We start from the raw sequence: 25,552 nt of genomic DNA on the forward strand, positions 1-25,552 counted from the left end.
GCAGATCCTGTTCTCTCAGCGTCCCAGCCATGCGCCACAGCTTAACAGCAGCACCCTCGTCCTTGGACGGGAGCGCCGGAAGCCGCTAATCAGATACGTCTGCGGATTATAAAAACACGCTATTCAAAGGGCGTGACGGGTTTCAGCGTCGCGGATTCCACTGTGGGGCGCAGTTCATTCGCTGCCAGGTGCTGTGAGGCGTCGCGCACCACGCCGAGCACGGAAAGGAGAATGATGAATAGACCTGAACCGCAACACCGCCAACCTTCCCGGCGCACCTTTCTTGAGTGGGTCGGGCTGGGCCTCCTGAGTTTGCCCGCCGCCAGTTCATTTCAAAACTCGGCGCTGGCCGCAGGACTCAAACCTACTCACTCAGCCGCCGTACCCAAAATTATGCTGATTCGCCACGCCGAAAAACCCAACGGTGACGGCAGCGGGCCGCTGGGCATCACCGCTGCGGGCCAGCCCGATTCAGAATCGCTGACGGTGCGCGGCTGGCAGCGGGCCGGAGCGCTGACACAACTGTTTAGCCAGCCCTCTCTCTTGGCCGACATCCATTACAGCGCCCTGTCACAGCCGACACGCCTCTTCGCCTCGGCGATTGGCAAGGGCAGCGCCAGCCAGCGGCCCGCCGAAACGCTGACGCCACTGGCAGAGCGCCTGGGCATCGCGCTTGAGCAGCCGTACCCCAAAACCCAGACCGATCTCCTCGGCCAGATGCTCGGCGCGGCGGCGCGGCAGGGCGGCGCTCAGGGGGCCGCCTTGGTGGCCTGGGAACATACCCTGATTCCCGAACTGGCGCGGGCCATCACCGGACAGCCCGATCTGATTCCGGCACATTCGATTCCAGCACAGTGGCCCGATGAGCGCTTTGATCTGATCTGGATGCTGAACTGGCAGGCGGGTAGCCAGCAGTTCAGCTTGACGCAGATCGATCAGCGGCTGTTGGCGGGCGACGCTGGCCTCTAAAGAAGTACCAGTGCTTCTCTATTTTGCGATTTTGGGCTCAACCTCTTGAGATACTGTCAACTATGCCAAGACCCATCACTTTGTTCACCGGCCAGTGGGCCGATTTGCCCCTTACCGAACTCGCGCCGCTGGCTAAGAAAATGGGTTTTGACGGCCTGGAGCTGGCTTGCTGGGGCGATCACTTTGACGTTCAGCGGGCCTTGAAAGAAGACGGTTATGTCCAGAACGTGCTCGATTTGCTTGCCCAGCACGGCCTCAAGGTGTATGCCATCGGCAACCATCTGGTCGGGCAGGCCATCTGCGACCCGATTGACGAGCGCCACAAGGCCATCGTGCCCGCCCACGTCTGGGGCGACGGTGAGACTGAGGGCGTGCGCCAGCGGGCCGCGCAGGAAATGATGGACACCGCCCGCGCCGCTCAAAAGTTGGGCGTCAGCGTGGTGACGGGTTTCACCGGCTCAAGTGTGTGGCACAGCATCTACGCCTTCCCGCCCACCGATCAAGCCTACTGGCAACGCGGCTTCGATGACTTTGCGGGGCGCTTCGGGCCAATTCTGGACGTGTTCGAGGAAGTCGGCGTCAACTTTGCCCTGGAAGTTCACCCCACCGAGATCGCCTTCGATACGGCCACGGCGGAGCGGGCGCTGGAAGCAGTCGGCCAGCACCCGCGCTTCGGCTTCAACTACGATCCCAGCCACCTCGCTTATCAGGGCGTGGATTACGTGGGCTTTTTGCGGCGCTTTCCCGAGCGGATTTACCACGCCCACATCAAAGACGTCTGGTGGAATCACGGCAGCGGCGAAGTGGGCGTGTTCGGTGGCCATACCACCTTTGGCGACTCTCGGCGCTTCTGGGACTTCCGCTCAGTGGGGCGCGGCGACGTGAACTTTGAAGCCATCATCGTGGCGCTGCACGACATCGGCTATGCGGGGCCGCTGAGCATCGAGTGGGAAGATGCCCGGATGGATAGGGTGTTTGGAGCCACCGAGAGCGCCGACTACACCCGTAAGCTGGATTTTCCCGCTTCGGACGTGGTGTTCGACGCGGCCTTTGCCAAGGATGAGGCGTGAGTGACTATCAACGCCCTTTAAGACTGGCGATGGTCGGCGGCGGCAAGGACGCCTTCATCGGCGCGGTTCACCGGCACGCGGCGGCGCTGGACGGGCGCTATCAGTTGGTGGCTGGAGCGCTCTCCAGCACGCCGGAGCGCTCCAAAGCCTCGGGCGCGGCGCTGGGACTACCCGCCGAGCGCAGTTACGGCACCTGGGAAGAATTGCTGGCGAGCGAAAAAGGGCGAGAAGACGGCGCGGAAGTTATCAGCATCGTGACGCCCAACCATATGCACTTTCCTGTGGCGCTGGCCGCCGTACAGGCCGGGTTTCACGTCATCTGCGACAAGCCGCTGGTGCATACGCTGGCACAGGCGCACGAACTTCAAGCGGCAGCCGAGCAGACCCAGAGCGTTTTTGCCGTGACTTATAACTACTCCGGCTATCCGCTGGTGCGCCAGGCCCGCGAGATGGTGCGCGGCGGGCAACTCGGCACGGTTCGCAAAGTGATTGCCGAGTACCATCAGGGCTGGCTGGCCGCCGGAAGCGAGGGCAAGCAGGCCGACTGGCGCACCGATCCCGCCCGCAGCGGTCCCGCCGGAGCGCTGGGCGACATCGGCACCCACGCCGAGCAACTCATCAGCTTCGTGACGGGCCTGGAGATGGCAGCAGTGGCCGCTGATTTGACCCACTTCGTCGCGGGCCGGGCGCTGGACGACGACGCCAGCATGCTGCTGCGTTTTGAGGGCGGCGCAAAGGGAATACTCACCGTTTCGCAGATTGAAATTGGCCGCGAAAATGACCTGCGCCTGTCCGTGTTTGGCACCAAAGGCAGCTTGAGCTGGCGGCAGGAAGACCCCAATATGCTGGTCTACGATCAGCTCGACGCGCCGCGCCAACTGCTGACACGCGGTGGGCCAGGGCTAGGCGCGGCGGCGACGGCAGCCACCCGCCTGCCTGCCGGACATCCCGAAGCCTTTATCGAGGCGTTTGCCAACATCTACAGCGACGTGGCGGACGACATCTGGGCGCGGCAGCGGGGCGAGAACATAGAAACGCTCTACCCGACCCTGCAAGACGGTGTGCAGGGCGTGGCCTTTGTCGAAAAGGTGCTGGAAAGTGCCGGGATGGATGGAATGTGGGCGAAGTTCTGAAGAGCTTAAAACCCCCGCCCCGCCCACAGCCCCGCACCGATCAACCCGGCGTCTGAGCCGAGTTCGGCGTGAACCACCTGCGGCTGATAGCGCTCTGGAAAATGGGCGAGGCTGTCTCGCACCCGCGCCAAATAACCACCTCGCAGGCCCACGCTGCCGCCCAGCGCCACTTTGGTAACGCCCAGCAGGGCGGCGATGTCTGCCACCTTCCAGGCGATTAGAGCTGCCGAGCGTCGGTACACGGCGTCGGCCTGTTCGTTGCCCGCTTCGGCGGCGGCGGCGAGGGCGCGGGCGTCGGCAAAGCCCAGCGCTTGAGCTTGCCCGCCCAGCGCCGTGCCGCTGGTTTCAAATTCCAGCGGCCCCAGTGGACCGAGGGGCGGCACCTCAGCGCCCGTTGCCCAGACAGCAGGCACGCTGACAAAGCCCAGTTCAGCGTCAAGGCCGTTGGCCGCCAGATGAAGCTGCCCGCCCAGAATCAGCCCCGCGCCGACGCCCGTGCTGATGGTGATAAACATGAATTCGCTGGCCCCGCGCCCCGCGCCCGCCGCGTACTCTCCCCAAGCGGCGGCGCGGGCGTCGTTGAGCGCCGAGCAGGGCAGGTTCAGCGCTGAGGCGAAGGTGTCGGCCAGAGGGATGTCAGTCCAGCCGGGGAAGGTGTGGGCGGCAGTGGCGGTAACGCGTCCAGCCGCCACCGCGCCCGCACAGGCGACGCCCACAGCGGCAGCTTGCCCGGCCAGCGGCGTGGCCAGCTCAAAGGCTGCCGCCATCACCGCGTCCGGCGTGCTGGGTTTAGGGGTGCGGGCTTCCCGGCGCTCGATGACGCGCTCGCCCACAATGAGGGCCGCCCGGAGCGACGTGCCGCCGATGTCAACGGCCAGAAGGGGCATGGAGTCAGAAGGCATGGCTCAATTTTAAGCGGAAGCGCTGGCCCCCAGAAGCTCTAGACTCCACTCCACAACTTTAACTTGATCGCAGGAGGCCCAATGGATTTACAACTCACAGGAAAAACGGTGCTTGTGACGGCGGCCAGTGCAGGTCTGGGTTACGCGACGGCAGCGGCGCTCTCGGTAGAAGGGGCGCGGGTGGCCATCTGTTCGCGTGATCTGGCCCGCGCTCAGGCAGCGGCCCAACAGATTCAAGACGCAAGCGGCAACGAAGTGCTGGCTTTCGGGGCCGACGTTGCCAGCGAAACCGACTTGACCCAGCTCTTTGCCGATGTGAACGAGGTTTTTGGCAAGCTCGACATTCTGGTGTGCAACGCGGGCGGGCCACCAGCCGGTAACTTCTCAGCGCTCAGCGAGGTGCAGTGGGCCACTGGTTTTCAACTCACCCTGATGAGCGTGGTGCGGAGCGTGCGGCTGGCCTTGCCACTACTGAAAGCGGCAGGCGGCGGGCGTGTCCTGACCATTCTCAGCAGCAGCGTCAAGAAACCGATTGACAACCTGACTTTATCGAACACTTTCCGGCCCGCCGTGCAGGGGCTGTGTAAGAGTCTGTCGCTGGAACTGGCGGGCGACAATATTCAGGTGAACGGCTTAGCGCCGGGGCGCATTGAAACCGGGCGAATCAACGAGCTGGACGACGCGCTCGCTGCCAAGCAGGGCAAGAGCCGGAGCGAAATCCGGGCCGCGTCCGAGGCGCAGATTCCGATGAAACGGTTGGGGCAACCCGATGAGTTCGGACGGGTAGCGGCCTTCTTGTGCTCGCCCGCCGCCGCTTATGTCAACGGTAGCGTGCTGCTGGTGGACGGCGGGGCAATGACCAGTTTGTAGACACTGACTTTACGAATACTGCCAAGGTTTGGGTCTGGGCCGCACGCCCGGATGTGACGCCCATGTCAGAGGCGGTGTGGTTTGCTGAAGGCATGCAAGCTGACCCCAGACACCTGACTGTTCACGCGGTTGGGCCGATTCGCGCCGCTGAGCAGGGCACCGAATACTTGGAATGTGAGACTTCACTCGGCACCATCGCCATCCTCGGCTCGGAGCGCAGCCGCTGGAATATCGGCGTGGTGGAAGCCGAAGAATTGCCATTTGAAGCGGTGATGTTTTGCGTTCCTGCCCAGAGCGGAGCGCACGCGTACTGGGTACCGGAAGAAACCACCTTGTTTTTCCCGGCGATCTGAAGGCACTCAAAAGCGTTTTTTGACCCATGATCCGGTACGCAAATTGAGGCGGCTGGGCTGGGGGCGCAGAGTTCCCCTGCCCTCCGCTCAGCCACTCAGCTTTGCCTTTAGAATGAAGAGGACTTGTTTCCTCGCCTGCCACTCCCCTGCCCAACGACTAACCCGCACAGGCGGGCGTGTCCGTTTGGCAAACACGGCCCTTACTGCAATCTCGGGGGCCGTTTCGGGCTATTCAGTGGTGAGTTGACCCTGCCCCCTCCGCTTCCAGACCACCAAAGGAGTCCTGCCCATGCGCCCCCTCTCTGAACTCTTGCAAACCGACGACTTTACCCGCCGCCACATTGCCCCGAGCCCCGCTGAGCAAACTGAGATGCTGCGTGAGCTGGGCGCTGACACTCTGGAAGCTTTCATCGCATCTGTCGTTCCTGCCGCCATCGTACGGGAAAACGAAATGCTGGTCGGCGGCCCAGTCACCGAGGCGCAGGCGATTGCCGATCTGAAGGTGCTGGCGAGCAAGAACAAGGTGTTCAGGAGCTACATCGGGATGGGGTACAGCGGCACCCACACACCGCCTGTGGTGCTCCGCAACATCCTGGAGAATCCGGGCTGGTACACCGCTTACACGCCGTATCAGGCTGAGATCTCGCAGGGGCGGCTGGAAATGCTGCTCAACTTTCAGCAGATGGTGATGGACATGACCGGCATGGAGGTCGCCAACGCCAGCTTGCTGGACGAGGCCACTGCCGCTGCCGAGGCCATGACGCTGGCCAAGCGCACCGCCAAAGCCAAGGGCAACGTGTTCTTCGTGGCCGACGACGTGCATCCGCAGACGCTGGACGTGATTCGCACGCGGGCCGAGTACTTCGGCTATGACGTGGTGGTAGGCGCAGCGGACGCCGAAATGCCAGAAGGCACCTTCGCCGCGCTGGTTCAGACGCCCGGCACTTACGGCGACTTGCACGACATCACCCCGATTGCCGAGCGCCTGCACGCTTCGCAAGCGGCCCTGATCGTCGCCACCGATCTGCTGGCCTGCGCCCTGGTGACGCCTCCCGGCGAGCAGGGGGCCGATATTGTCATCGGCAACTCGCAGCGCTTCGGTGTGCCGATGGGCTTCGGTGGGCCGCACGCGGCGTTCCTGGCTTGCCGCAGCAGCTACCAGCGCTCAATGCCGGGCCGCGTGATTGGCGTCAGTAAGGACAGCAAGGGCAAAACTGCACTGAGAATGGCGATGCAGACCCGCGAGCAGCACATCCGGCGCGAGAAGGCGACCAGCAACATCTGCACGGCTCAGGCGCTGCTGGCGAACATGGCCGCCGCCTACGCGGTGTGGCACGGGCCGGAAGGCATTAAGACCATTGCCGAGCGGGTGCATCTGCTGACGGGCATGCTGGCGAAGGCGCTGCAAGACGCGGGCCTGAAGCCGAGCGAAAGCTTTTTCGACACGCTGAGCTTTGAGGGCGATCAAAACGCGATTCGGGTGCGGGCCGAGGCGAAGGAAATCAACTTTCGGTATAGCGGCGGCAAGATCGGCGTCAACCTGGACGAAACCGTCACCGTTCACGACCTCGCGGACATTATTGAGGTCATTACGGGCGGGGCGGCAGATATAGCCACACTGGAAGCAGGCGCAACCGAGGGCATTGCGTCCAGCCTTCAGCGTTCCACGCCGTTCCTGACGCACCCCACCTTCAGCGCCCACCACTCCGAGCACGGCATGTTACGCTACCTGAAGCTGCTGGAGAACAAGGATTACAGCCTGACGCACGGCATGATTCCGCTGGGCAGCTGCACCATGAAGCTGAACGCCACCACCGAGATGCTGCCGGTGACGTGGCCGGAACTGGGGGCCATTCACCCGTTCGCGCCCACTGACCAGACCGAGGGGTACGCCGAGCTGCTGGCCGAGCTGGAACGCTGGCTGGCCGACATCACCGGCTACGACGCCGTGAGTTTGCAGCCCAACAGCGGAGCGCAGGGCGAGTACGCGGGCCTGCTGACCATTCGCAAGTACCACCAGAGCCGAGGTGACTCGCACCGCGTCATCTGCCTGATTCCGGCCAGCGCCCACGGTACCAACCCGGCCAGCGCGGCCATGATGGGCATGACGGTGGTGGTGGTCAAGACCGACGCGGACGGCAACATCGACTTTGCGGATCTGAAGGAAAAGGCCGAGCAGCACAGCGACAACCTGGGCGCACTGATGATTACCTATCCCAGCACGCACGGCGTGTTCGAGGAGAACGTGCGCGAGGTCTGCGAGCTGATTCACCAGCACGGTGGACAGGTCTACCTCGACGGAGCCAACATGAACGCGCAGGTGGGCCTCACCAGCCCCGGCTTCATCGGCTCGGACGTGTCGCACCTGAACTTGCACAAGACCTTTGCCATTCCGCACGGCGGCGGCGGGCCGGGCATGGGGCCGATTGGGGTCAAGGCGCACCTGACTCCGTTCTTGCCCAACCACAGCGTTCGCCCCACCTCGGACAGCACCACCGGAGCCGTCAGCGCCGCGCCGTATGGCAGCGCCAGCATCCTGCCTATTTCGTACCTGTACATCCGGCTGCTGGGAGCGGCGGGCCTGAAGCGCTCCAGCGAGGTCGCCATTTTGAACGCCAACTACATTGCCCACAAGCTGCGCGGGGCGTATCCGGTGCTGTACGCCGGAGCAGGCGGGCGGGTGGCGCACGAGTGCATCATCGACATCCGGCCCCTCAAGCAGGAGAGCGGCATCAGCGAGGAAGACATCGCCAAGCGGCTGATGGATTACGGCTTCCACGCGCCCACCATGAGTTTTCCGGTGGCGGGCACGCTGATGATCGAACCCACCGAGAGCGAGCCGAAAGCCGAGCTCGACCGCTTTGTGGAGGCCATGCTGGGCATTCGCCGCGAGATTCAGGAAGTGGAAGACGGCCTGATTGCCGCCGAGGACAGCCCGCTGAGGCACGCGCCGCACACGCAGGACGATCTGGTCGCTGGCGAGTGGAACCGGGCCTACAGCCGCGAGGTGGCGGCCTTTCCCGCGCCCGCGCAGAAGCACTGGAAATACTGGCCGAGCGTGAACCGCGTGGACAACGTGTACGGGGACAGGAATTTCGTGTGTAGCTGCCCGCCGATGGAGAATTGGGTCGGGGTGTGAAGTTAATTCAAACTCATATGCAACTCATCTCCAGAGGAATAATATGGATCCCCAAGACGGCAATTTTGATCACTGAATGTGAATTGTGTCATATTTAACGCATGAGACAGATTCGCATCCCTTCAAGGCTCGTGAGGTCATCTCCAGTGACATCAACAGGCGGTGGGAAAACTTACACCCGTGACGATTACTCGAGTCATGGGCGAAGATTATATTCAAAATTTATTGAAACTTCTGAAAATCTAGAAGCCAAGTCTGATTCGGATTTAATTGGTGATGTTGTCTATGCTGTTGTGACCGCAAAAGATAGTTCAATTAAAGACAGCAGACATCGTTTAAAATCTGTTGGCGTTGAAGTTATACAGATTGATGCTAAAGATAAAAGCAGAGGAATAGCGGTTAGCACAAAATCTGATTTTAAAAGATTACGTCTAAAAGTCGAAACTTATGCTACTACAGACGAACATACAGGAAAATCTTACTTTTCTTCTATTGAGAGCATAGAAGAAGTGGATCCTCTGGCTAAGATAGATACTGAACTGCTAAAAACAGGTGTTCATAATTGCATAATATATTTATATTCTAGATTATCCAATGATGAGCAGAGGAAGGTATTGCAGGATATATCCGTGAAGGTGCAAGTACGACAAGAAGCCGCGTCGAAGTTTTTGAGGACTAGCTCTTCTGGCTTAGCTCTGACTGTTACTCTCAATTCTGAGAGAATAATTGAATTGGCAACATCATATAATTCCATACGTCTTATTAAAATGAATGCCTCTTTACGTTTAGAACCAGCAATAGTAGGCGAAATAATATCACCTATAACACGAGTTGCAACTTCTGAGACGAATGTCATAGTTGCCGTCTTGGATTCAGGTATTGTGCAAGGTTCACCGTTTATTAGTCCTTTCGTTGTGGCAAGGTTTGAGGATTTAGGCTTAGGGTCATCATTTGACACATCTCACGGAACTTTAGTTGCAAGCCGAATCATATATGGCAACGATCTGGAAGATCAAGTTAATTCAGGAAACCTTTTGCCAAAATGTCATGTTATTGACGTTCCGTTATTTTATAGAGACGTTTTTGGCAGAGATCAATCTTTAATGGAGAGCGATGTTATAGATCTTTTAAATAACTTTGTTGATAGTTTTCCTCAAGTAAGAATATTCAATTTATCTTTCGGCACTCCTAATCCGATAAATAGCGGCTCCATTTCCGCACTAGCAAATGAGTTAGATTCGATTGCTAAAAAATTCGACAAAACATTCATTGTCGCCTCAGGAAATATGCGACATGGTGAGCCACATGACTGGGCAACTTTTCCTGCATATTTAGGTGATCCAGATACACGAATCAATGCGCCTGCTGAGTCAATTCTGAGTTTGGCCGTCGGCTCATATTCACACGTTCAGAGTATGACTGATATTTCGCTACCCATGCAGATCTCTGCATTTTCTAGAACTGGCCCAGGAATGGACGGTGGTATTAAGCCTGATCTAGTTTCTATCGGCGGTAACTGCTTCGTTAGCAGTGGTGATCCAGATTTCAGGAACACATCGGCTGCTGTAGGTTTAGATGCTACTGGAAAGAGACTGGCATACAACATAGGAACGAGTTTTTCAGCACCCATAGTGTCTCACTATGCAGCTCAAATTTTGGGCAGTGATCCTCAGATGTCTGCGAATCTTCTTAAATGCTACCTTCTACATTTTGCTTCTAATAGTGGGTTAAATGGAGCAATTTCCGCTAAGCCAGATAATATTTATGGATTCGGTGAATTTCAGGACGCCGACTATCAGGGTTCAAACATCAGTAGGATGATTTTCATCCATGAGGGTGAATTATCAAGTGATCAATATAGCCATATACCTTTTCACATTCCTCGTTTATTCGACAGTCAGACATCTAAAAAACTGAAAATTAAATTCACATTGATACACGATCCCGAGGTTGATAGCGATAATCCAGCTGAGTATTCTCTCGCTGATATTTTATTTGTACTATCAAAAAATGTGACAGGAGTTAAACAAAAGGTGACCGGTACGAACGAGTCTCTCTCGAAATATAGCTCTAAATTTAATCCGGTTGTAAAATACGAGCGAGTTTTCGACAGACAATTCTCTTCCGGCGAGTGGGAAATACGTTTGAGGTTAAATACGAGGGGTAGGCTGGATGAAGATTACAAGCAGGCATTCGCGTTGATCATAGAATGTATAGATGAAACTGGAACTATAGATATGTATAGAAGCTTTATGAGTGATTTTGGGGCTGATTATATAATCCCCATGACGCAACCAGGCAGCGCAGTGTAAAGAACACCAAACAGTTTTCAAACCTCCCAGCTTCAGCTCAGGCACGCGCGAACTTGGCTGGGCGGGCTTAGGTAGCTAGGGCAGATAGTATTCGGGGCAACCCCCTCAAACTGATTGAGCGGGGACATGCCTCCCTTCACTAGCCCCAGCCTCCGCTTTTGCTCGGTGGTGGGCGCGGGGCGGGGGGCTAGGGTGTAGGATAAACAACTGCCATGACGCAACTTCCAGACGACTTTCGGGAATTTCTGGAAGCCCTTAACACCCATCAGGTACGGTATCTGGTCGCTGGCGCTTTTGCTTTAGCGGTTCACGGCCACCCGCGCTACACCAAAGACCTTGATATCTGGGTGGAGGTCAGCGAGGACAACGCCACCAGGATTCTCGCGGCCTTGGACGAGTTCGGATTTGGGAGCCTCGGGCTGAGTCAGGCCGACTTTCTGACTGAAAATACAGTGCTGCAACTTGGGTACGAACCGACCCGAATCGACCTTCTGACTAGCCTCGACGGCGTTTCCTTCATCGAAGCCTACCCACGCCGGGTTATGGCCTTCCTGTCCGGTACACAAGCGCCCGTGCTGGACGTAGAAACATTCAAGGCAAACAAACGGGCCACTGGCCGCGCCCGTGACCTCGCCGACATCGAAGCACTGGAGTAAGCACATGACTGAGCGCGTTCGTACCATCAAAAAATTCCGGCTGGGCGAGGAACCCAAGGAAAGCATCTACTGGCTGACCCGCCCCACCCATGAACGGATTGCCGAGGTGTTCCGGCTACGGGCCATGTGGCCAGGCACTGATCAGCCGATGCGCCGGGACGTGGTGCGAATAATCAAACTAGGCGAGAAGTAGACGCCCGCGCCATATACAGCCCCTGTCTCTATTCCAGCTGGGTAACTTCTGACACCCGCATCAGTCAGCCATTCGTCGCCAATTCGCCATAATGAATTGACCTCAGCAGTTCTAGTGCTTCCAGCCGCTCAGCAGGCGGGTGGGTCAACCAGTACTCAAGGTCGCTGCTTTGGGTTTCAAACGTGGCAACTTCCAGAATGGCGCGGTTCATGCGGGCGTCCCGTAGGGCCATATTCAAAGTTTATCCGTCAGGGCAGGCGGTCTTCTATGGCGGGTTCCACTTTAGGGGCTTTAGCGAGAACGGCGAGGAAGGCTTCGCAGTCAGCCTAGTTTTTGCGCTCGTCCATACGCCGCTGCTCTTTGTAGTCATACGGCGGGTCAGCGTCAAACTGGCCTTCAAAATCCAGAACCCGGAGTTGCCGCTGATAAATATAATCCTCAAGCGCCTTCAGCACGGCGGCGTCAGCGCCCTCTTGCCCAGTGATGGTCTGTAGATGCCTCACCAGTTCGTCGGGAAGTTGCACGGTGGTCATGGCTTATTTTACTCGCTTCAGCCTCCGCTTTGGCTCTGTGGTGGGCGTGGGGCGGTCTTCAGAAGCGGGTTCCATTACGGGAACGAGAGCCATCCGTTCGCCAAATTTTTCGCGGCTCCCCTTAACGGCCCGTGTTTGCAAATAAGCCGAGCCTCTGTACTTCTCCACAAAGAACGAAAGCGCCGCCGCTTCCGGCGTGGGCTGCTCGGTCAGCGCCGTCAATTCCTCCACCGGCTCCCCTAAACGTTACGCGGTGGTTGTCCCCCGACTTGCCCTGTGCCAATCCAACCTTAACCTTTTTTATTTTGCCTGCGCCGCCCAAAGCGTTAGGCTCATGGCACCTTCCCGCGCCCGGCGGGTCAACTCACGCTCCGCTGACTTGTTTGCTTTCTAATACCAATTCGGCACGGCCCGTTCAGATCCCTTCACCAAAAGCCCCATTCTCAAGCAGTCCAAAGCGGTGAATCCAAACCATGAATAAGCAGACCCCCAAACCAGCGCCGAGTGGGGAGCATTCGGCCCCGGAACCCAAAGCCACAGACCTCAAGGTGTCAGACCCCAAAAAGGTGGCGGCCCCCAAAACCGCTGCCCCGAAGAGTAAAGGGGCGGGCAAAACGCCGCCCAGCAGCGTGGGTATCGAAACCCAGAGCACCAGCGCGGTGGATGACAGCACGTACCTCAACCGCGAACTCTCGTGGCTGGCCTTCAACGAGCGGGTTCTGTTTGAAGCCCAGAACGAGAGCAATCCCCTGCTGGAGCGCCTGACCTACGCCGCCATCTGCGGCAGCAACCTCGACGAGTTTTTTATGGTGCGGGTGGCGGGCGTCCACCGCCAGATCGCCGCCAACGTGACCACCAAGAGTCTCGACGGCCTGCTGCCCAAGGAAGTGCTGAACCTGGTGCGCTCCCGCACCCACGTGATGCTGCAAGGTATCGAAAAAGTCACCCGCAGCATCTTTAAGGCGCTGCAAGAGCGGGGAGTGGAAATTGGGCGGGTCAAGGATTTGGGCAAGCGGGCGCGGGCCACGCTGCGCGAGCAGTACCTTTCGCAGATTCAGCCGGTGCTGACGCCGCTGATCGTTGATCCCAGCCACCCGTTTCCGTATATCAGCAACCTCAGCCTCAATCTGGCGGTGCTGATCGACGCCGGAGCAGGCGAAGACCCGGAGTTTGCCCGCGTCAAGGTGCCGGTGGGCGTGCTGCCGCGCATCGTCAAATGCGGCGGCCAATTGCTGCTCCTCGAAGACGTGATCGCCGAGCATCTCAGCGAGCTGTTTCGGGGCCGGATGGTGCTGCGCTCGCACGTGTTCCGCGTGACCCGCAACACCGATTACGAGTTTGACGAAGAAGAAGCCGAAGACCTGCTCGCCACCATCGAGGACGGCCTGCGGCGGCGGCGCTTCGGCTCGGCGGTGCGGCTGGAAGTCACCCGCGACATGCCCGCTCCGATGCTCGAATTTCTCAGAAGCCGCCTCAAGCTCGCTCACGAAGACATTTTTGAGCTGCAAGGCCCGCTCGGCACCGCCAATTTGATGGGCCTTCCCGTCGAGCGCCCCGATTTGCAGTTTCCAACCTTCTCGCCCCGCGTCCCCGACCTCGGCGGCGAGGATGACGAGGGCATCTTTCACACCCTGAGCGGCGGCGACGTGCTGCTCCACCACCCCTACGACTCGTTTACCAATGTGCTGGCCTTCGTGCAGGCGGCGGCCAACGACCCCGACGTGCTGGCGATCAAGCAGACCCTCTACCGCACCGGAGACGACCCGCGCCTGATCGGAGCGCTCAGGACTGCCGCCGAGAACGGCAAGCAAGTGGTGGCCCTGATCGAACTCAAGGCCCGCTTCGACGAGCAGCGCAATATCTCCTCGGCGCGGCAGCTTGAGCGGGTCGGGGCGCACGTGGTCTACGGGGTCAGCGGCCTCAAGACGCACGGCAAGGTCACTTTGGTGGTGCGGCGCGAGGGCGAGAAGCTCAAACGCTACGTGCATGTCGGCACCGGCAACTACAATCCCAAAACCGCCCGCCTCTATACCGACCTTTCGCTGCTGTCGGCCCGCGACGAACTCGGGGAAGATGTGGCGGCGCTGTTCAACCACCTGACCGGTTACGCCGAGGCCGATTACGATTACCTGCTGGTGGCCCCCGACACCGCCCGCACTGGATTCCTGAAATTATTGGAACGCGAGGCGGCCAATGTCGCGGCGGGCAAACCCGGCTGGGCACGGCTCAAGTTCAACCAGCTCACCGATCCGCAGATGATCGAGGCGCTGTATAAGGCTTCGCAGGCGGGCGTCAAGGTGCAGCTGATGGTGCGCGGCGTGTGCTGTCTGCGCCCCGGCGTGGCGGGCTTTTCCGAGAATATCGAGGTTCGCAGCCTGATCGGGCGCTTTTTGGAACACGCCCGCATCTACGCTTTTGCCGGAGACGCCAGCGAGCACAAACCCCACACCAAAGCCAGCAAGGACCGCGCCCCCGACGTGTACTTCGGTTCCGCCGACTGGATGAGCCGCAACCTCGACAGGCGGGTGGAAGTGATTGCTCCACTGTTTGACGAAAAGCAGAAAGTCAAGCTGCTGAGCTTGCTCGATACCGAGTGGGCCGACACACGTGGCGCGTGGGTGCTGGCGGCCAGCGGCGAATATGCCAAGCTCAGCGGCGACAGCAGCGCTCAGGCCGCCTTCATGGGCGCGGAAGAGTTGCCGACTGCTCGAACTTTGGGGTAGAACCTCTCAAGTCAAATTACGCTGGCCTGCCCCTTACTCCGGCGGGCCAGCATAGTTTGGCCCCACGTAAGGTCCGCTGCCTTCCGGCCCGTCACCCATTTGCCGCATGGCCTTGTTCAGCCGCGCTTGGCGCACACCCATCCACACCGCGAGGCCGATAAACCCGCCCAAGAAGAGAAGTCCCATGCCACTGAGTATGCGCTCCTACTTAAACAAGTTCCCAACGTTCCCTCCGGCACGGCGTCACTTTGGCCCGCCGTTATACTGCTGAACATGACTTCTGCGCGTACCACAACCCTGACCACCGCCCAAATCCGCGAGAAATTTCTGCACTTTTTTGAGTCCAAAGAGCATTTGCGCTTGCCCTCGCACTCCAGCATTGCGCCCGATCCGACCACGCTGTTCACGGTGGCGGGCATGCAGCCGTTCAAGCCGCAGTTCATGGGCGCTGCCGCCAAGTTTGAAGAGGGCGCGAGCAAGCGTGTGACCACCGCCCAGAAGTGCATCCGGGTGGGCGACATCGAAAACGTGGGCCGCACCCGCCGCCACCTGAGCCTGTTTGAGATGATGGGCAACTTTTCGTTTGGCGATTACTTCAAGCGTGAGGCGATCAGTTGGGCCTGGGAGTTTCTGACCGAGCCGCAGTGGATGAACATGAACGCCGAGCAGATGTACGTGACCATCTACGAGGACGACGACGAGGCGTTCGGTTACTGGACGCAGGACATCGGCCTGGACCCCAGCCACATTCACCGCTTCGGCGCGGACGAGAACTTCTGGCCTGCCGACGCGCCCGCCAAGGGGCCGAATGGACCGTGCGGGCCTTGCAGCGAGATTTTTTATGACCGTGGGCCGAAGTACGGCGACGATTCGTGGGCCGACTATCACCAGACCCGCGAGAGCGCCCGCTTTCTGGAAGTCTGGAACTTGGTGTTTCCGCAATACGACCGCCAAGAACCGCAGGCGGACGGCACGCCAACTTTGAAAGATTTGCCGTTCAAGAATATCGACACCGGCATGGGCCTGGAGCGCGTCGCCAGCGTGGTACAGGACGTACCCGACTTTTACAGCAACGATGTATTTTTGCCGCTGATCGAGAAGATTGCCGAGCTGTCGGGCAAGCCGTATGAGGGCGAGCAGAGCGTGTCTCACCGGGTGGTGGCCGAACACGCCCGCGCCGTGAGCATGACGGTGGCCGACGGCGTGGCACTGAGCAACACCGGACGCGGCTACGTGATCCGCAAGATTCTGCGCCGCGCTTCCCGGCACGCCTACTTACTGGGCCTGCGCGAACCGAGCATCTACAAACTGGTGCCGCTGGTGGTGCAGAGCATGGGCGAAGCGTACCCAGAATTGAAAGAAAATCAGAGCCGAATTGAAGCGGCTTTGAAGGGTGAGGAAGAGCGGTTTTTGCGGACATTGGAGAGTGGGATTCAGCGGTTGGACGCCTTACTGAATCAGCAGGAAAAAGACAGCGTATTGAGTGGTCAAGACGCCTTCACTCTCTACGGCACTTACGGCTTTCCCATCGACCTGACCCGCGAGATTGCCGAGGAGTACGGCGTCAGCATTGACGAGGCGGGCTTTGATAAAGCGCTGGCCGAGGATCAGGAACTGGCGCGGGCAGGAAGCAAGTACGGCAAGTCCGAACTGTTCGGCGGCGCAGACGAAACGCTGGCCAATGTGCCGCCCACCGAATTTGTCGGCTACGGGCAGCTTGAGGCGTCGGGGTTGGTGCAGGCCATTGTCAGCGGCGGCGAGAGCTTGCCCCACCTTCCGGCGGGCAGCGAGGCGCAGGTCGTGCTGCACCGCACGCCCCTGTATGCCGAGGGCGGCGGTGAGGTGGGCGACACCGGGCGACTGGAGTGGGAAGGCGGCGAGGCGCAAGTATTAGATACACACAAAACCGCACAGGGCGTCTTCCTTCACCGCGTTTTGGTCGAGCGCGGCGAACTGGTGGTGGGACAGAAGGTGCAGGCCAGCGTCAACCCCGAGCGCCAGTCTACCGAGCGCCACCACACCGCCACCCACCTCTTGCACGCGGCTCTGCGGGCGGTGCTGGGCAGCGGCGTGCAGCAGAAAGGCTCGCTGGTGGCCCCCGAACGCCTGCGCTTTGACTTCTCGCACGGCGCGGCCCTCAGCGCCGACGAACTCAGTCAGGTGGAACAACTGGTCAACCGCTGGATTACCGCCAACTTTGCCGTGACCTGGCAGCAGTTGCCAATTGCACAGGCGCGGGCAGCAGGCGCGATGGCCCTCTTCGGCGAGAAATACGGCGATGTGGTGCGAATGGTGACGGTGGAAGGCGGCGTGCCTTACGGCGAGGCAACCGTGACCAGCCTGGAACTCTGCGGCGGCGCACACGTGGAGCGGACCGGCGACATTGGCGCGTTTGTGATCGTGGGCGATGAAAATGTGGCAGCGGGTGTGCGGCGCATTGAAGCCCTCACCGGAGACGTGGCGCTCAGATGGGTGCGTGAGCGCCTCACCTTGGCCAGCAAAGCGGCCAGCAGCCTTAACACCAGCCCCGAGCAGTTGCCGGAGCGGGTGGCTCAGCTTCAGTCTCAACTCAAAGCAGCCCAGCAAGAAACCGTACAGGTGCGCCGTCAACTCACCCAAGCTCAGATGGGCGGAGCGGGCGAGGGCGGCACCCAGACCCGCGAGTTGGGCGGCTTTAAGGTGGCGACGGCCCGTCTTAGCGGCATTGAAGCGGGCGAGCTACGCGGCGCAGCAGACAACCTGCTCGACAAGAGCGGCGCGGATATGGCGATTGTGGTGGGCGACAAAGGGCTGGTTGTGAAGGCCACCAAAGACGCCGTGACACGCGGCGCACACGCGGGCCAACTCATCAGCAAGCTGGCGGCAGCGGGCGGCGGCAAGGGCGGCGGGCGGCCCGATATGGCACAGGCGGGCGTGCAAGACCCGGAAGCGGCTTTGGGAGCGCTGGAAGGGGCTTTCTAGGAGAGTCCAAACCCAAAGAAAGAACTCCGGCCACATGCACCGGAGTTCTTTCTTTGAAGGGCCAAGCAGTCGCTCAGGCGCTTTGCAGCCGCAACCGGGTTGGGCAGGGCTGGTCTTTTGCCGCAGACAACTGAGTGCCGCACAGCTCGGCCCAATCGCTTTCCGCCGCGCTTAGATTGCCGCGCCGCTCCAGCAAGTACTCCTGCACGCGGGCCATGCTGAGGGTCTGTTCAGGGATGCGCTGGGCCAGGGCACTGGCGCGGGCTTCTTCCAGCTCGGGAAAGAAGCGACGCAGCATTCCAGCGATCTGAGTAGTGCTGGCGTTGCTGATCTGAATATGGCGATCCGCTCGGCCCGGACGGATTAGCGCCGGATCGAGGTCGCCGAGGTGGTTGGTGGTCATAAAGGTCAGGCGGCCCTCACCCGCTGCCACACCGTCCAGTGCGTTGAGCAGGCCGTTAAAACTCAGCTTGACGCTGGGGCTACGCGGCTCGCGGCCCTTGAACACGGCGTCGATGTCTTCCAGCAGCAGCAGGGCGCGGTTCGGCAAGCTGGAGAGCAGGGCGCTGAGCCGGTCATCCGAGAGATCAGGCGTGGCCAGATTCAGCACGCAGATATTCAGCCCCGCTGCGCCCGCCAGAGCCGCCACCAAGCTGCTCTTGCCGTTGCCCGGCGGGCCGTGCAGCAGGTAGCCCCGGCGGTAAGGAATGCCCATTTCAGCGTACCAGGCCTGATCGGTGCCGAACTCCAGCACGTCGGCCAGCACGTTTTCGAGCAGATCCGCCGCGTAGACCAGACTGCTCAGGGGCCGAACCTTGCGGCGCTCAGCCACCTGCCAGTCGTTGTACTGGGGAATATGGATTTCCAGTTTGCCGCTGTTGGCTCCGGCGGTGGCCGTGTACGCCTCGCGCAGCAGTTCCGGCAAAATCTGGCGGGAAGCCGAGAACAGCCGTAGGGTCAGCGTCTGGGTGTAGCCGAGCAGCCGCTGATCCTGGCCGCTCTGCTTTTCGCGGCTGGGACGGGCCAGCAGCCAGTGGCCCCGGTAGCGCAGCAGCGTCTGACCGCTGAGCGGAATCAGGCGCACCGTGATCTCGTCGCCGTCAGCGTCAGTGCCCACCGGCAGGTTGTGGCCGCCGAGCTGTTCGTTGTAGCGCGTGACAATGCCGAGGTGTCGCAGCCGTTTGCCCTGCGGTTGAGCGGCCAGCCAGGCGGTGAGCCAGGTGTAGGCCGCGTCGTCGCCCTGCACTTCTACGGTCAGGGTCAAGCGGTTTTTGAGGCGCTGGATCATCTCGCCGGGCAAGTTCCGCAGGTAAGCGGCCACCGCGCCCAGAATGCCGAGCATCAAGCCGCCCTGCGCGAAGGCATTGCCGCTGAAGGTCGTGGAAATAAGGTGGATAAAGTCCTGAAAAAAAGTGTGCAACATAATAAAGGTCGCTGCCAGTGCAGAGGCAGACGTTTCTGAATCGGAGGTAAAAGTTTGAGAGGCGGTCAGCCAGTAGCGCCGCACGCAGCGTTTGACCCCCTGACTCTAATCTCTCCTGCACATCCGCGCCTGCGCGAAATGGCGGCGCAGAGCTAGGCTAACTGGCTCAGCTTGACCGCTGATTCGCGTTCTCACTCCTCAGCTAAGCTATGCTCCACCAGAAATCTCTTTCACTGTGCTGCATCTTCTGATATCAAGCTCAGCAGAGCGGGTTACCCGCATCAAATCTCTCCCCCACCTTCAAGTTGCTGCCGCGCTGCCAGTCGGCGGCGGACATGGCTTTTTTGCCTTCCGGCTGCACCGTTCGGATGAGCAGTGCGCCCGCACCGCAGGCCACCCGCAGTCCCTCGGCACTGACTTCGAGCAGCTCGGCGGGCTGACCCGCGCCTTCGGTAGGCCGCAGCTCCAACAACTGCATATCCAACAGCTTGAGCCGCTTTCCGCCCACGAAAGCGCTGGTTTTCGGCCAGGCATACACGCCCCGGTAGCGGTCGTAAATGGCCCGCGCCGAATCCGCCCAGCGCACGTCACCGTCGGACTTGTCCAGCATCGGGGCGTGGGTGGCATGAGCGCCGTTTTGGGCAGTGGGCGTCAGGGTATCCAGGGTATCCAGCGCCCGCACGATCAAGCGGGCGGCCTGAGTTTGCAGCGCCGCAGAAAGATCCAAGCTCGTCCAGTCCGACGCAATCGGCAGCGCTTCCTGAAGCAAAATCGGCCCGGTGTCCATGCCCACGTTAGTCTGCATGATAGTGGTTCCGGTGGTGTCCAGCCCCGAAATCAGCGCCCACTGAATCGGAGCCGCGCCGCGCAACTGGGGCAGCAAACTGGTGTGGGTATTCAGGAAACCGTATTTCGGAACTTCCAAGAGTGCAGCGGGCAAAATCTTGCCGTACGCGCAAGTTACCGCCACTTCCGCACCGCTGCCGCGCAACACCACTTCAAAGTCGGTGTTCTTTTTGAGACGGGTCGGCTGCGCGAGGGGCAAGCCCAGTTCGGCGGCGCGGGCGGCTATCGGCGGCGCAGTCAGCTTCAGGCCGCGTCCGACGGGTTTGTCTGGCTGGGCCACCACCAAGACCACTTCGTGCGCGGCCAAGATGGCGTCCAGCACCGGCAGCGCGAAAGCAGGCGAGCCGAAGAAGGCAACCTTACGGCGCTGACTCAACCTTCCAACTCTTTGAGATTGGCTTTGGCTTGCCGCTGCAACGCGCTCAGTTCCCTGCGGTACTCGTCGGTCACGCTGGCGGGCAAGTGATCCAAAAACAGCACGCCGCTCAGGTGATCCATTTCATGCTGAAAGACGCGGGCCAGATAATCCTCAGCCTCGACGCTCTGGGACTTGCCGTCCAGATCAAAATAATCGATCCGCACGGCCCGGTTTCGCTTGACGCCTTCTTCGTAAATGTTGGGAATACTCAGGCAGCCTTCGGTGAGGTCCGCATCTTTTTTCTTGTTGAGTACCGTCATCACCGGATTGACGAACACGAAGTCACGTAGCACCTTACTTCTGAGGGGCCGGTCTTGGCCTTCGTTTTCTTCTTCGTCGTCTTCGTACTCGACAGCCACAAAGAGGCGCTGCGACAAGCCGACTTGCGGCGCGGCAATACCGACACCCCGCGCTTCAAACATGGTTTCGAGCAAGCTGCGGGCGACTTGTTTGAGGCTGGCGGCAGCGTAACCCGGCACGTTCACGGGCGCGGCAAAGTCGCTGACGGCATTGGCTTTGCGGCGCAGCACCGGATCGCCGTAGAGGCGCAGCGGGTAGACGCTGGGCTGGGGGCGCAGCACTTTGGGTTTGAGCGCAGGGGGTTTGAGGACAGGATTAGGCACAGTGCCGCTTATTTTACGGCATTTGGGTCAGGCTGCGGGAACACGCCTCACCAAGTTGAGCGCCCAGCCCCGAGCTTGGGTACCGGGTTTGGGTATCCATTCGGCCGCTCACCCTCCGTCAGCTCCTCACTGCTAGCCTGCGTCTATGAAACGCCCCACCGTGTTGCTGCTGGCCCTCCTGCTCGGCAGCAGCCAAGCCGCCACCTTTAAGAGCAAAGCCTACCCCTACACCCTCAGCGTGCCCGACGACTGGCAAAGCAAAAAAGTCGCGGGCGTAGACGTGGCCCTCGCCGCGCCGAGCAGCGGCGGCAGCGTGCCCGCCAGCTTCAATGTCACCGTGACCAAATCGGCCACCTCGCTCAAAGTCACGCTGGCCGACGTGCGGGCTTTGGCCCTTCAGCAAGCCGGTGAAACAGTCAAAAACCTTCAAATGCTCAGCGACGCCGACGTCAAAGTCAGCGGCTTGCCGGGCCACCTGCTCAACTATGTCGGCAGCCAGCAAAACGTGTCGATGCACTGGGTTCAGGTGTTTACCATCAAAAACAACCTGACCTATATTCTGACGTTCGCCGCGCCGCAGGCCAACTTCGACGCCGACAAATTGATTGCCAACACCATGCTTAACAGCTTCAAGATCAACTGAAGGCTGGGCGCGTGAGGAGGCCAGTGCTCTGAGCGCAGCAGGCCCAACGCGCCGAGCGTTCAGAAGGCTTTAGGTGTGTCTCACGCTGGCTAAGCGCCGGCGTCTTACCGTTGGAAAGGAAGAACCCATACCATTTTCTGCCGCCCGCTTCTCGGCGTGGTGCAGGCAGTCAGGGGAAGTGGGTAAGGAGGCACCATCATGGCTTTTGATCTCAACAGCTTGACCAATCTATTCGGCGGCAACCAAGACCCCCAGGCCCAGCAAATGCACCAGCGCATGTCGCAGGCGGCTGACCCCCGCGACACCAACGGCGACGGCGTTGTCAGCCCTGAAGAAGCCGCCGCTTACGTCCACAGCTACTTGCAGCAGGCCAGCCCCGAAGAGCGCAGCCAGGTGCTGGGCGGCTACTTCCAGAACATGCCGCAGGAGCAGCGCCAGCAAATTGGCAACGCCATCGTCCAAGACCCCAACAACCCCGTGCAGAGCGTCAATGCCAATGATCCGGCTGAACTTGCCAACGCGTATAGCCAAGCTGCGCAGGCCCCGGTACAAAATGGCAAAAGCCCGTTGGAGTCGGCGTTCGGACAAGGCGGAATGCTCAGCAGCCCCCTCGTCAAAGCCGGATTGGTGGGCTTGGCCGGTGTGATCGGCAGCCAACTTCTGCGCGGCAACCGCTAAAACCCAATTGACCTTGAGTCTCGCTTAGAGACGGCCTCAAACTGCGCCCAAGTGGTTTAGACTGGTGCCGTGCCGCTTGCTTACCTGACCCGCATTGCCCAAACGCCCGCGCCTACCTTTCACGAGGAGGAGCGGGCGCAGCTTATTGAAACGCTGTGGCGAGAACTCGGCTACCGCCCCGAGCGCGACGCGGTGGGCAACGTCTTGGTAAAACTGGGCCCGAGCGTCAGTTTGTCGAGCGCCGCCTCGCCGCACAGCAAAGCCCTGCTGCTAGCCGCCCACCTCGATACCGTGTTCAGCTCGGAAACCGACGTCACCGTGCGCGAGGAAGGCGGACGCTTGGTCGGCCCGGGCGTGGGCGACAACTCGTCGAGCTTGGCGGTGCTGAGCGCTTTTTTGCGCGACCTCGATGCTAGCCAACTGCGCCGCCCGTTGTGGCTGGCGGCCAATGTCGGCGAAGAAGGCTTGGGCGACTTACGCGGCGCGAAGGCGCTGCTCTCGGCCCACGCTCCCGAACTTGCGGCTTTTGTGGCGGTCGACGGCTACCTCGGCGTGGCCGTGACCAAAGCGGTGGGCGTGCGGCGCTACCGCGTGACCTTCACGGGTCAGGGCGGCCACTCGTGGGGCGACCAAGCGCCCAGCGCCCTGCACGCGCTGGGGCTGGCGATCACGGCGCTTTACGCCCTGCCGCTGCCGCAAAGCCCGCGCACCACCCTGAATGTCGGCACGGCGTCGGGCGGCAACAGCGTCAACAGCATCGCGGGCAGCGCCGAACTGCTGCTCGATCTGCGCTCGCTCGACGCCCAGCTTCTCGCCGACCTCGACAACAAAGCCCGCTACGCCGTGCAGGGCGCGGCCAGACAAGCGGGCGTGCAGGTGCGCCTCGACCAAGTGGGCGACAGACCCGGCGGTAACCTACGCTCCGATACTTTGCTGAGGCTGGCGCGGCTGGCTTCTCAGCCTGTGGGCATCGACCTCAAGACCGCCGCCAGCAGCACCGACGCCAACGCCGCCGCGCCGCACGGCGTACCGTCTATGGCGCTGGGCGTGTACCGGGGCGGCAATGCCCACCGAGAAGACGAGTGGGTGCAGCCAAGCAGCTTGAACGTGGGGCTGGGCATTTTACAGCGCTTCGTGCGCGGCTACATGCACGAGTGAGGGGAAGTTATTGGCTCCCCTCCACACTCACTTCGCCGTCTCTGACCCGCAAATGATAATCGGCGAGGGCGGCCACATCGGGGTCGTGGGTGATCAGCACCACCGTTTTGCCTTCGAGCGCCGGGCGGGTCAGCAACTCCAAAATCACCTCGCCGCTGCGGGTATCGAGGTTGCCGGTGGGCTCGTCGGCCAGCAGCACCGCCGGGTCAGACACCAGAGCGCGGGCGATGGCAACCCGCTGGGCCTCGCCACCGGAGAGGTGTGAGGGCAGGTGATGGGCACGCTGCTCCAAGCCGACTTGAGCCAGCAGCGCCCGCGCCCGTTCGCGTCGTTCTTTGGGCGGCACCCCAGCCAGCATCAAAGGAAATTCGACATTTTCCTGAGCGCTGAGAATCGCCACCAGGTTGTGACTTTGAAAGACGAAGCCGTAATTCCCCAGCCGGAAGTCGGCCCGGCCCGCTTCGCTGAGGCTGTGAATATCGGTGCCGCCCACCCGCACCGTGCCGCCGCTGGGGGTGTCGAAGCCCGCCAGCAAATTGAGCAGGGTACTTTTGCCGCTGCCCGACGGCCCCACCACCGAGGTCATCCCCGCCGCGAAGGTGTGCGAGAAGGGCCTGAGCGCCGTGATCTGGCCGTCGCCACTCGGATAGGTGCGGCTGAGGTTCTCGGTCTGAAGCTGAATTTTGGGCGTCACCACACTCGCTGGCGGCAAAACTGAAGCGGTCATACGCGCCCCAGCGCTTCGTTGATACTCAGGCGCGAGGCCGAGCGGGCAGGCAGCAGTCCGGCGAACAAGCCCAGCAGCAGCGAGATGAACAGGGCCAGCAGCGTCAGGCGCGGAGTCAGCGCCGCCGCGTCGAAGCCCGCCAGATTCTGGGTGTACAGGTTCACGCCCCAGATGCCCACCAGCCCCAGCAGCAGGCCGCCCACACCGCCCACCAGCGAGAGCAGCAGCGACTCGGTCAGCACCAGCTCACGCACGAAGCTGGGGCGTGCGCCGATGGCCCGCAAAGTCCCAAACTCACGGGTGCGCTCGAAGACGCCCATCATCACGGTGTTGGCCACGGCCAGGCCGCCCACGATCAGCGAAATCAGCGAGATGCCGAAACGCACCGCGTCGCTGATTTTGAGGGCCCTATCCGCAAAGCTCAGGAAGTCGGCCTGGGTCTGGGCTTCGAGCTTGAGTTCATTGGCCAGCGCGGTGGCGACAGGCTTGGCCTGACGGGCGTCGTTGAGCTTGAGCACCACCATCGAGATGCGGTTTTGTGCGCCCTCAGCGGCCTGCATGGTGGCCAGCGGCAAAAAGATGAACGAGTCGTTCAGGCCACCGGATTTGTCCAGCACGCCCACCACCTTGACCGCGTTGCGGCGGTTGAGCCGCAGAACGCTGCCGACTTTGAGTCTCAGGTTCTGCGCGGCTTTGGCTCCCACCACCGCCACGCCGCTGTCACCGGCCTTCAGGAGCCGTCCCTGACCGATGTTGACGGTGCTGAACACCGCATTGATGCCCTGCTCGGCGGGCAGGCCGTACAGCACGGCGCTCTGCGACGGATCGAGGCCGCCCCGAATCGCCATGATGACCGGCGTGACCCGCGCGATGCCCAGCTTGGCACTCAGCTTCTGAATGTCGTCCACGGTGCTCTGCGGCAGGTTAGGCTGCGGCGCGATGCCCTGATTCAGGCCGTTGAGCGTGACCTGAATATCCGGCCCGATACCGCCGAGTTCATCGTTAAAGACTTTGCGGATGCCCTCGCCCAGCGACAAAAAAATCACCATGCTGGCCACCGCCACCACGATCCCCAAGGTCGTCAGGAAAGTTCGGATGGGTCTACGGGTCAGCCCTCGCCGGGCCAGCGTCCACAAGTCTCGCCTTTGCACACCCGCCAGATTAGCGCCTGTTGGCAAGCAGGGTGTAGGCCAAATGACAAGGCAAGGCGCTTACGCGGTGC

Annotated in this window: 23 protein-coding genes; 14 read left to right on the forward strand and 9 right to left on the reverse strand. The window is 60.8% G+C overall.

The window, feature by feature from the left end:
• Nucleotides 1–234 precede the first annotated feature (234 nt).
• The 3 genes from FNU79_RS13185 to FNU79_RS13195 all read left to right on the forward strand — a co-directional run bounded on the left by FNU79_RS13185 (nt 235) and on the right by FNU79_RS13195 (nt 3,172).
• On the forward strand, nt 235–969 hold the full coding sequence (locus tag FNU79_RS13185) for a hypothetical protein (RefSeq protein WP_143721286.1): 735 nt from the start codon (nt 235–237) through the stop codon (nt 967–969).
• Nucleotides 970–1,031: 62 nt separating this feature from the next.
• Nucleotides 1,032–2,039 (forward strand): sugar phosphate isomerase/epimerase family protein, encoded by a 1,008-nt coding sequence (locus tag FNU79_RS13190; RefSeq protein ID WP_143721287.1) that lies wholly within the window; start codon nt 1,032–1,034, stop codon nt 2,037–2,039.
• Nucleotides 2,036–3,172, forward strand: a complete 1,137-nt coding sequence (locus FNU79_RS13195) for a Gfo/Idh/MocA family protein (protein WP_143721288.1) — start codon at nt 2,036–2,038, stop codon at nt 3,170–3,172. Before FNU79_RS13190 ends, FNU79_RS13195 begins: the two co-directional genes overlap by 4 nt.
• Nucleotides 3,173–3,177: 5 nt before the next feature.
• On the opposite strand, the gene FNU79_RS13200 is transcribed toward FNU79_RS13195, so the two are convergent.
• Nucleotides 3,178–4,074: an ROK family protein gene (locus FNU79_RS13200; RefSeq protein WP_143721289.1), complete on the reverse strand. Its 897-nt coding sequence runs from the start codon at nt 4,072–4,074 to the stop codon at nt 3,178–3,180.
• 81 nt (nt 4,075–4,155) lie between these two features.
• On the opposite strand from FNU79_RS13200, the gene FNU79_RS13205 reads away from it, so the two are divergent.
• The 6 genes from FNU79_RS13205 (at nt 4,156) to FNU79_RS13230 (ending at nt 11,597) form a co-directional block, all read left to right on the forward strand.
• Complete coding sequence (locus tag FNU79_RS13205; RefSeq protein WP_143721290.1) at nt 4,156–4,944, forward strand: SDR family oxidoreductase; 789 nt, start codon at nt 4,156–4,158, stop codon at nt 4,942–4,944.
• Between the two features lie 92 nt (nt 4,945–5,036).
• A complete protein-coding gene (locus FNU79_RS13210; protein WP_143721291.1) occupies nt 5,037–5,297 on the forward strand; it encodes a hypothetical protein in 261 nt (86 codons plus the stop codon).
• A gap of 289 nt (nt 5,298–5,586) precedes the next feature.
• Complete coding sequence (gcvP, locus tag FNU79_RS13215; protein WP_143721292.1) at nt 5,587–8,436, forward strand: aminomethyl-transferring glycine dehydrogenase; 2,850 nt, start codon at nt 5,587–5,589, stop codon at nt 8,434–8,436.
• Nucleotides 8,437–8,582: 146 nt separating this feature from the next.
• On the forward strand, nt 8,583–10,748 hold the full coding sequence (locus FNU79_RS13220) for a S8 family peptidase (protein ID WP_185974710.1): 2,166 nt from the start codon (nt 8,583–8,585) through the stop codon (nt 10,746–10,748).
• A 212-nt stretch (nt 10,749–10,960) separates the two neighbouring features.
• Nucleotides 10,961–11,404 carry a hypothetical protein gene (locus FNU79_RS13225; RefSeq protein WP_143721294.1) on the forward strand — a complete coding sequence of 148 codons (444 nt, stop codon included), beginning with the start codon at nt 10,961–10,963 and terminating at the stop codon, nt 11,402–11,404.
• A 4-nt stretch (nt 11,405–11,408) separates the two neighbouring features.
• Nucleotides 11,409–11,597, forward strand: coding sequence for a hypothetical protein (locus FNU79_RS13230; protein ID WP_143721295.1), 189 nt, complete (start codon nt 11,409–11,411; stop codon nt 11,595–11,597).
• A 64-nt stretch (nt 11,598–11,661) separates the two neighbouring features.
• Here the strand turns inward: FNU79_RS13230 and FNU79_RS19155 are convergent, their stop codons facing one another.
• Nucleotides 11,662–11,829, reverse strand: a complete 168-nt coding sequence (locus tag FNU79_RS19155) for a hypothetical protein (protein ID WP_185974711.1) — start codon at nt 11,827–11,829, stop codon at nt 11,662–11,664.
• 94 nt (nt 11,830–11,923) lie between these two features.
• Nucleotides 11,924–12,130, reverse strand: a complete 207-nt coding sequence (locus tag FNU79_RS13235) for a type II toxin-antitoxin system VapB family antitoxin (protein ID WP_143721296.1) — start codon at nt 12,128–12,130, stop codon at nt 11,924–11,926.
• Nucleotides 12,131–12,603: 473 nt separating this feature from the next.
• Here FNU79_RS13235 and ppk1 point away from each other — a divergent pair, with 473 nt between their 5' ends.
• Entirely contained in the window at nt 12,604–14,853 is a 2,250-nt protein-coding gene (gene ppk1, locus FNU79_RS13240; RefSeq protein ID WP_143721297.1) for a polyphosphate kinase 1, read from the forward strand.
• A gap of 33 nt (nt 14,854–14,886) precedes the next feature.
• Here the strand turns inward: ppk1 and FNU79_RS19160 are convergent, their stop codons facing one another.
• Nucleotides 14,887–15,039, reverse strand: a complete 153-nt coding sequence (locus tag FNU79_RS19160) for a hypothetical protein (RefSeq protein ID WP_185974712.1) — start codon at nt 15,037–15,039, stop codon at nt 14,887–14,889.
• An 87-nt stretch (nt 15,040–15,126) separates the two neighbouring features.
• Between FNU79_RS19160 and alaS the strand changes: the two genes are divergently transcribed.
• Nucleotides 15,127–17,814 (forward strand): alanine--tRNA ligase, encoded by a 2,688-nt coding sequence (gene alaS, locus FNU79_RS13245; protein WP_143721298.1) that lies wholly within the window; start codon nt 15,127–15,129, stop codon nt 17,812–17,814.
• A 73-nt stretch (nt 17,815–17,887) separates the two neighbouring features.
• Here alaS and FNU79_RS13250 read toward each other — a convergent pair whose 3' ends face one another.
• The 3 genes from FNU79_RS13250 to def form a co-directional block, all read right to left on the reverse strand.
• Complete coding sequence (locus FNU79_RS13250) at nt 17,888–19,237, reverse strand: BCS1 and AAA domain-containing protein (protein WP_143721299.1); 1,350 nt, start codon at nt 19,235–19,237, stop codon at nt 17,888–17,890.
• Nucleotides 19,238–19,496: 259 nt separating this feature from the next.
• The gene (gene fmt / locus FNU79_RS13255) at nt 19,497–20,459 is read right to left on the reverse strand and encodes a methionyl-tRNA formyltransferase (protein WP_143721300.1); all 963 of its coding nucleotides are present in this window, start codon (nt 20,457–20,459) and stop codon (nt 19,497–19,499) included.
• Nucleotides 20,456–21,124, reverse strand: a complete 669-nt coding sequence (def, locus tag FNU79_RS13260) for a peptide deformylase (protein WP_225430067.1) — start codon at nt 21,122–21,124, stop codon at nt 20,456–20,458. The genes fmt and def overlap by 4 nt, the downstream gene beginning before the upstream one ends.
• A 145-nt stretch (nt 21,125–21,269) precedes the next feature.
• On the opposite strand from def, the gene FNU79_RS13265 reads away from it, so the two are divergent.
• The 3 genes from FNU79_RS13265 to FNU79_RS13275 all read left to right on the forward strand — a co-directional run bounded on the left by FNU79_RS13265 (nt 21,270) and on the right by FNU79_RS13275 (nt 23,603).
• Nucleotides 21,270–21,767 (forward strand): DcrB-related protein, encoded by a 498-nt coding sequence (locus FNU79_RS13265; protein ID WP_143721301.1) that lies wholly within the window; start codon nt 21,270–21,272, stop codon nt 21,765–21,767.
• 264 nt (nt 21,768–22,031) lie between these two features.
• Nucleotides 22,032–22,445, forward strand: a complete 414-nt coding sequence (locus FNU79_RS13270) for a hypothetical protein (RefSeq protein ID WP_124873110.1) — start codon at nt 22,032–22,034, stop codon at nt 22,443–22,445.
• Between the two features lie 69 nt (nt 22,446–22,514).
• A complete protein-coding gene (locus tag FNU79_RS13275) occupies nt 22,515–23,603 on the forward strand; it encodes a M20/M25/M40 family metallo-hydrolase (protein ID WP_143721302.1) in 1,089 nt (362 codons plus the stop codon).
• A 7-nt stretch (nt 23,604–23,610) separates the two neighbouring features.
• Here FNU79_RS13275 and FNU79_RS13280 read toward each other — a convergent pair whose 3' ends face one another.
• Both FNU79_RS13280 and FNU79_RS13285 read right to left on the reverse strand, forming a co-directional pair.
• Nucleotides 23,611–24,330: an ABC transporter ATP-binding protein gene (locus tag FNU79_RS13280; protein ID WP_143721303.1), complete on the reverse strand. Its 720-nt coding sequence runs from the start codon at nt 24,328–24,330 to the stop codon at nt 23,611–23,613.
• Complete coding sequence (locus tag FNU79_RS13285; protein ID WP_124871383.1) at nt 24,327–25,481, reverse strand: ABC transporter permease; 1,155 nt, start codon at nt 25,479–25,481, stop codon at nt 24,327–24,329. Before FNU79_RS13285 ends, FNU79_RS13280 begins: the two co-directional genes overlap by 4 nt.
• Nucleotides 25,482–25,552: the final 71 nt, after the last annotated feature.

This window comes from Deinococcus detaillensis, from assembly GCF_007280555.1.
In the GTDB taxonomy this organism is placed as follows: Bacteria; Deinococcota; Deinococci; order Deinococcales; family Deinococcaceae; genus Deinococcus; species Deinococcus detaillensis.